Here is a 7,018-nt window from a genome sequence, read left to right as displayed (position 1 = left end):
ACCGCGAGCGAGCTCGCGTCAGGCCGTGAGCTGCGAGAACCAGATCCCGATCTCCCGCGCCGCCGACTCCTCGCAGTCGGAGCCGTGCACGAGATTCTGCTGGACGGGGAAGCCCCAGTCGCGACCGAGGTCGCCACGGATGGTGCCGGGCGCCGCGACGGTGGGGTCGGTGGCGCCGGCGAGCGAGCGGAAGCCCTCGATGCAGCGCTCCCCCTCGATCACCATCGCGGCCACCGGGCCGGACAGCATGAACTCGACGAGCGGCTCGTAGAACGGCTTGCCCTCGTGCTCGGCGTAGTGCTCGGCGAGCAGGTCGGGCGTCGCCGTTCGCAGCTCGAGGGCCACCAAGGTGTAGCCCTTCGCCTCGATCCGGCGGATCACCTCGCCGGTGAGGCCGCGGCGTACGCCGTCCGGCTTGACGAGGACGAGGGAACGCTGGACTGCCGACTCGGTCATGGGAGCAGGGTAGCGACCGGCATCAGGGCGCTCGCCCGGGCCGCCACGTCACGGGGCACCGGCCCGCGCGCGTCCGGATCCGGGACCGCCTCGGCGGCCACCTGGCGCAGCGGGATGTGGCCGCCCCAGACCCCGGCCGCCACGTCCTCCGGCTCGTCCCCGGGCCCACCGGCCCGCTCCTTCATCGAGGCCTCCCTCAGCGGCACCGCGACCACGGCGGTGGCGGCGAGCTCCTTGCGCGTGCTGGCCCGCAGGGTCGCCGACCGGCCCGGGATCATGTGGTCGACGATGAGGTCCAGGGCCCGCTGGCGCTCAGCCGGGTCATCCACCGACCGGGCCGACCCGATGATGACGGCCGAGCGGTAGTTCATCGAGTGGTGGAACGCCGAGCGCCCCGCCACCAGTCCGTCCAGCTCGGTGATGCTCACGCACACCGTGGCCGCCGGCGCCGCGCGCAGCCACGCCGCGGCGACCGAGCCGTGGAGGTAGAGGGACCCGCCCTCGTCCGGCCCGTCGGGGTCGACGGCGAACGCCGTCGGCAGCACGACGGGGTGCTCACCCATGACCACGCCCACGTGCGCGATCAGCGCGTCGGCCAACAGCGCCATCAGTCGTTCGCGGTCGGCCACGGCGCGGTCCCGGCCGCGGCCGATCGTCGTCCGCTCGGTGGGCTCCAGCGTCGTCCTCGAGTTCATGGCTACCATCGTGGCGGTCGAGTGGCCCAGGCGCACGGGCCAATCATCCCCCACTTCGACAGGCCACTTCATGCTTCCGGTCACCCTCACCCGCTCCGACCCCCGACCGCTCAGCGTCCAGCTCGCCGATCAGGTACGCCGACTGGTGCTCGCCGGCACCCTGGCTCCCGGCACGCGGCTGCCCAGCACGCGCCGGCTGGCGGCGGACCTGGGCGTGTCCCGCGCCGTCGCCGAGCAGGCGTGGGACCAGCTGCGCGCCGAGGGCTGGCTCGACGCCCGCCAGGGCTCGGGCAGCTGGATCAGCACCGGGGTCGGGGCCCGCACGGCCCCGCCGAGAGCTCGGGCTGCTGCTCGTACGCCGCCACCGCTCATCGACCTGGATGCCGGCACCCCGTGGATCGACGCCCGGCACGACGCGGCCTGGCGTCGCGCCTGGCGCGAGGTCTCCGCCGCCACCCCGCCGCGTGGATACGACGACCCGCGGGGGATCCCGGAGCTGCGCGCGTTGCTGGCGGCCCGGCTCGGCACGACACGCGGCCTGGTCGTCGACCCGGACGATGTGCACGTCACGGCCGGCACCACCGCCGGGCTGCGGCACGTGCTCGCCGTCCTGCCTGCGCGGCCTGTCGTCGTCGAGGACCCCGGCTATCGCGCGGCCGCGCTCACCGTGCTGGAGAGCGGTCGCGGGGTGCGCGACCATCCCGCCCTCGCGGCCGTCCATGACCTGTCCGGGTGCGCTGCGGCGTACGTCACGCCGGCCCACCAGCATCCGCTCGGTCGGGTGATGCCGGCCGAGGACCGGCTCACCCTGCTGGCCACCGCACGCCGCGACGGGGCCGTGGTGATCGAGGACGACTACGACTCCGAGTTCCGCTACGACGTCGCGCCGGTGCCCGCCCTGGCCTCGCTCGACCCGGAGGTCGTCGCCTACCTCGGCACCGCGTCGAAGTCGGTGCTGCCGTCGCTGAGGCTGGGCTGGATGGTGCCGCCGCCCTCGCTGCGCGCGACGATCGAACGACGCCGGGCGATCACCCACGACGCGCCCGCGTGGCCGGTGCAGCGGGCCTTCGTCGCCCTCGTGCGCGACGGCTATCTCGACGCCGTCGTCCGCAGCGCGCGCCGCGTCTATGCCGAGCGCGCCCTACGCGTCGTGGCTGCGCTGTCGCCGTACGCCGAGCTCGCGGGCCCGGTGGCAGGCATGTACTCGACCTGGCTCCTCCCCCACGACCGCGCAGTTCGAGCGCAAGCGGCCGCCGCGGCCGCGGGGTTCCGGGTCAACCTGCTGGCGGACTACTGCCGCAGCGCGCACCTGACGGGGCTGGTCGTCGGGTTCGGCGGGCCCACGGACGAGGAGCTGGAACGGGCGTGCGGGGTGCTGGCCCGGTCGTTGGAGCAGTCGCTGACCGAGTGACTCAGACATTCTCCGCGCGGTACGCCGCCCACGCGGCCGCCTTCTCGCGCTCGATCTTGCGGCCGAGGAAGTCTGCCGCGGTCCACAGCACCGCGAAGATCGCGCCCAGGAGGAACATCATCGAGATCACGAACCCCAGACCGACCGCAGCGACCTGGACGGCGTAGCCGAGGGCGTAGGCCCACGGAGCTCGCAGCATGCCCGCCAGGAGCAGGCACAGGACGGCCAGTCCGAGGCCCACCAGCAGCGCGGTGCCCGCGGAGACGCCGGCGATCGTGATCATCACGGGAGTGGTGAGCCCCAGCGTGATCGCCTCGAGGCACAGCACCGCGGCACACATGCCGCGACGTGGTGACCGTTCGGTGTTGCCGGCAGCCTCGGGCACGCTCATCGACGCCCCTTCAGCATGGCTCGCGCCTCGCCGACCGTCACGACCGACCCGGTGACCAGCACTGCCCCGGACCCGAGGCCGTAGCCCCCGTCGTCCCCGGACTCCGCCATCGTCGCCGCCTGGTCGATCGCGCTGGCGAGGTCCGGCACGACACTGACGCGGTCCTCGCCGAAGATCTCGCTCGCCGCGCGGCCCAGGTCGGCAGCCGACATCGAGCGGGGCGTGGAGTTCTGGGTGCACACGACGTGGGAGAGGTGGGGCTCGAAGGCGGCGAGCACGCCGTCGGCGTCCTTGTCGCCCATCATGCCCATCACGCCGACCAGCGGGGAGAAGCTGAAGGAGTCCTCGAGGGCCTCGGCGATCGCCGCTGCTCCATGGGGGTTGTGCGCCGCGTCCAGCACGATGGTGGGGCTCCGGCGGATGATCTCGAGGCGACCCGGGCTGGTGACCTCGGCGAAGGCCGCGCGCACGAGCTCGACGTCGAGCGTCGCCTCCCCCACGAACGCCTCCACGGCGGCGAGGGCCACGGCGGCGTTCTGGGCCTGGTGTGCGCCGTACAACGGCAGGAAGACGTCGTCGTAGCGACCGCGGAGTCCTTGCAGGATGAGCATCTGTCCTCCGACCGCGGGCACCCGGTGCTCCACCCCGAAGTCCACGTTCTCCCGGACGACCGTTGCTCCCACCTCGGCGGCGCGCTCGAGCAGCAGGGCGGTGACGTCGTCCGACTGCTCAGCCAGGACGGCGACGCACCCGGGCTTGATGATGCCGGCCTTCTCCTGGGCGATGCTCAGCGGCGAGTCGCCGAGATACTGCGCGTGGTCCACGGACACGGGCAGCACGACCGCGACGTCGGCGTCCGCGACGTTGGTGGCATCCCAGCCGCCGCCCATGCCGACCTCCACGACAGCGACGTCGACCGGCGCATCGGCAAAGGCGGCGTAGGCCATGCCCACGACGGTCTCGAAGAACGACAGCGGGTGGTCCTGGTCCGCGTCGACCAGGTGCGTGTACGCCGCAACGTCGTTGAACGCCCGGACGAAGTCGTCGTCACTGAGCGGCTCGCCGTCGATGCTGATCCGCTCGCTCATCTTCTCCAGGTGCGGAGAGCTGAAGCGGCCGGTGCGCAGGTCCAGCGCGCGCAGCAACGTCTCGATGATGCGGCTGGTGGAGGTCTTGCCGTTGGTGCCGGTCAGGTGGATGACCGGGAACGAGCTCTGCGGCTCCCCGAGCAGCTCGGTGAAGGCGCGGATGCGCTCGAGGCTGGGTTCGAGCCTGGTCTCCGGCCAGCGGGACAGCAGCGCGTCCTCGGCTTCCGCGAAGGTCTGGGCCGGGCGGGCGTCTGCAGCGTCGTCACTCATCTCGAGGGAAGTCTAGGGCGTGCCGCGGTGTGGTCGTGCGTCCTCAGCAGCGCACGACTCTCCGCCAGGGCTTGACCACCTCGAGCGACCCGCCATCGAGCGGGTGCTCGCGGAACTCCTCGAGGGCATCGGCCCACCGCGGGTCGGCGGTGCCGGTGACATACATAGCTGAACCCTGGTCGGCGGAGACCAGCCCGTAGCGCTTCATCGCCACCACCATGGCGCGGGCGGCACCGGTGTAGCGCGAGGTCGGGAAGGACTTCTTCAACCGGAGCGCAGGCCGTAGGCCGGCAGGTCGAGGGCGGTGTTGCCCGACGGCCCGCAGTGCCGGGCCGGCCAGGTGTAGGCGTAGCGCGGAGGGCAGCGTGAACCGCAAGGCGTGCGTGATCGCGCCCGAGCCCGCCTCCTCGTAGTCCAGCAGCCCGGGCAGGATCGGTAGCCCCGCCGCGTCGGCGGAGGTCCATCCCGCCTGGCGCAGCCGGTTGGACGACAGGTCCCAGCGGGCAGCAGAGGCCGCCCCCCATCCGACCACGGTGCCGCTGGCGTCACGCACGCGCTCGGCGGCGTACAGCTCGATCAGGTCGCACGTCCCGCGGCGTACGGCGATGACATGCCGGTCGCCCTCGTCCGGATCGGGGTCGGCCGAGCTCCCGCCCTCGATGGCGGCGTCGGCCGGCACGAACACCGGACCCCGGTCGCTCTCGTCGCCGTTGTCCTCCCCGTCCACGCCGAACGACAACGGCAGCAGCGGCTGGTCCTCGTCGACGACGTTGCCCGGGATGCCGTAGTAGTCCTCCGTGGTGCCGAGGTCGAGGTGCAGCTCGGCGCCGGCCGCCTGCTTGCCCACGATGGCCGTCGACCACGTCCAGACCGGGCGGCGGTCGATGCGCCGGTTCCAGGGGTTGTCGGCGGGGAAGAGCTCGCACCCACCGACGGCGTGGACAGATGCTCACGCCGCCCGCTCCTCAGGCGGCTGCGTCGCAGGAGCCGAGGAGAAGCTGGCCGCCAGGAGGCCGAGGGTGGTCGCGAGCAGGATCGGACGCCGCGTCCGCCGACCCTAGACCGCGGCGGGTGCGGAGATGAGGTGCTCGGCCATGTCGTAGACCGGCCGATAGCCGAGGCCGGCATAGATCTTGTTGGACGTGGGATTGGCCTGGTCGGTGAACAGGCATCCGGCGTCCAGCCTCCAGTCCGCGTCGGGTCAGCTCGCCCACGACGTGGGAGGCGATGCCCCGTCCGCGGTGCTCCTTCGGCGTGGACACCGGCGCGATCCTCCTCACCCCGAAGGCCGGCAGCCCCGCGCCGGTGAGGTGAACGACCTCGCCGTCAGGCGATTCCCACACCCAATCGACGCCCTCGCGGATGCGGGCCAGGACGCTGTCGAGGGTGTTGTGCTCGCCGGACTCCGGGTCGGGCTCGCGTCCCGCCTGCTCGTCGGCCTCGCGATGGAAGGCGGTGAACCAGGCCAGCACCAGCTCGGCATCGTCCTCGGTGGCCTGTCGCAGCTCGCCCTCCGGGGCAGGGGGCACCTCGACGCTGGTGGCCTCCCACAGCCGGGTGTGCTGGTCGACGACCATCGTCGCCCCCCAGAGCCGAGCGGTTTCCTCGGCCAGCGTGCGCGAGCCCGGCAGTGCGCCGTTCGCACCACCGAGGAACTCCCCCCGCTCGTGCAGCGCTGCTGCCAGGGCGGTGGCGGCCTCGTCGCTCATCGACACGCTGAAGGTCGGGTACGGCGCGAAGGGTGCGGTCCGTATCGCGGCGCCGACGACCTCGCCCGACTCGTCGCGGACAGCCACCCACCAGCGCTCGACCGGCGCGCCCACCTCAGCCCAGGAGTCGTCCCCGCGGGCCACCTCGCGGGCGGTCCCCTCGGTGACGCTCGCGATGACGCTGCCCAGGACCGGGTCGGCGGCGAGCAGGGGACCGGCCGCCCCGAGGAAGAGCGCGGGGTGGCTGAAGAACTCGAGTCGCATGCGGCAACGCCAGTGCCGGGGCTCCGTGGGGGTAACTCGTTTTCTCGCCTCCCGACGCCGCTCATAGACTGCGCGCATGACTGCCACCAACCCCGAGCCCGAGTCCACGACGACGTCCGCCCGCCGCGACGTCGTCGTACCGGACAAGGCCGTGCTCGAAGGGCTCGAGGCCACGTGGTCGGAGCGCTGGAAGAACGACGAGACCTACAAGTTCGACCGCACCGCCTCACGCGCGGACGTCTACTCGATCGACACCCCGCCCCCGACGGTGAGCGGCAGCCTGCACGTCGGCCACGTCTTCTCCTACACCCACCCCGACCTGATCGCGCGCTACCAGCGGATGAAAGGCAAGAGCGTCTTCTACCCGATGGGCTGGGACGACAACGGACTGCCGACCGAGCGCCGGGTGCAGAACTACTTCGGCGTCCGGTGCGATCCATCCCTGCCGTACGACGCCGACTTCACGCCGCCGGAGAAGCCGGATGCGAAGAAGCAGATCCCGATCAGCCGCCCCAACTTCGTCGAGCTGTGCGAACAGCTGGTCGAGGAGGACGAGTTGGTCTTCGAGTCGCTGTGGCGCACGCTCGGCCTCAGCGTCGACTGGGCGGAGAACTACACCACGATCGGGCCAGAGGCACAGAAGGTCAGCCAGACCGCCTTCCTGCGCAACTTCGCCCGGGGCGAGGCCTACCTCCAGGAGGCGCCGACCCTGTGGGACGTCACCTTCCAGACGG

The 7,018-nt window shown here is 72.3% G+C and carries 8 protein-coding genes; 2 read left to right on the top strand and 6 right to left on the bottom strand.

The genetic code is table 11. The features are described from left to right. Nucleotides 1–18: 18 nt before the first annotated feature. A complete protein-coding gene (gene ndk / locus JWN68_RS09560; RefSeq protein WP_297738098.1) occupies nucleotides 19–456 on the bottom strand; it encodes a nucleoside-diphosphate kinase in 438 nt (145 codons plus the stop codon). Beyond that, nucleotides 453–1,151: a pyridoxamine 5'-phosphate oxidase family protein gene (locus JWN68_RS09555; RefSeq protein WP_297738097.1), complete on the bottom strand. Its 699-nt coding sequence runs from the start codon at nucleotides 1,149–1,151 to the stop codon at nucleotides 453–455. Before JWN68_RS09555 ends, ndk begins: the two co-directional genes overlap by 4 nt. Nucleotides 1,152–1,221: 70 nt before the next feature. On the opposite strand from JWN68_RS09555, the gene JWN68_RS09550 reads away from it, so the two are divergent. Continuing rightward, a complete protein-coding gene (locus JWN68_RS09550) occupies nucleotides 1,222–2,562 on the top strand; it encodes a PLP-dependent aminotransferase family protein (RefSeq protein WP_297738095.1) in 1,341 nt (446 codons plus the stop codon). Nucleotide 2,563: 1 nt separating this feature from the next. Here JWN68_RS09550 and JWN68_RS09545 read toward each other — a convergent pair whose 3' ends face one another. The 4 genes from JWN68_RS09545 to JWN68_RS09530 form a co-directional block, all read right to left on the bottom strand. Further along, on the bottom strand, nucleotides 2,564–2,953 hold the full coding sequence (locus tag JWN68_RS09545) for a DUF4233 domain-containing protein (RefSeq protein WP_297738093.1): 390 nt from the start codon (nucleotides 2,951–2,953) through the stop codon (nucleotides 2,564–2,566). Beyond that, nucleotides 2,950–4,311, bottom strand: a complete 1,362-nt coding sequence (locus JWN68_RS09540) for a folylpolyglutamate synthase/dihydrofolate synthase family protein (protein ID WP_297738091.1) — start codon at nucleotides 4,309–4,311, stop codon at nucleotides 2,950–2,952. Before JWN68_RS09540 ends, JWN68_RS09545 begins: the two co-directional genes overlap by 4 nt. Nucleotides 4,312–4,354: 43 nt before the next feature. Then, complete coding sequence (locus JWN68_RS09535) at nucleotides 4,355–5,158, bottom strand: hypothetical protein (RefSeq protein WP_297738089.1); 804 nt, start codon at nucleotides 5,156–5,158, stop codon at nucleotides 4,355–4,357. A 118-nt stretch (nucleotides 5,159–5,276) separates the two neighbouring features. Beyond that, nucleotides 5,277–6,284, bottom strand: coding sequence for a hypothetical protein (locus tag JWN68_RS09530; RefSeq protein WP_297738087.1), 1,008 nt, complete (start codon nucleotides 6,282–6,284; stop codon nucleotides 5,277–5,279). A 76-nt stretch (nucleotides 6,285–6,360) separates the two neighbouring features. On the opposite strand from JWN68_RS09530, the gene JWN68_RS09525 reads away from it, so the two are divergent. Then, a partial coding sequence (locus tag JWN68_RS09525) for a class I tRNA ligase family protein (RefSeq protein ID WP_297738085.1) occupies nucleotides 6,361–7,018 on the top strand: 658 nt, incomplete at its 3' end.

Origin of the sequence: Nocardioides sp. (assembly GCF_025964975.1) — a bacterium.
GTDB lineage: Bacteria > Actinomycetota > Actinomycetes > Propionibacteriales > Nocardioidaceae > Nocardioides.
Note: the sequence above shows the minus strand (reverse complement) of the source record. Positions and strands in the feature narration are given on the sequence as shown.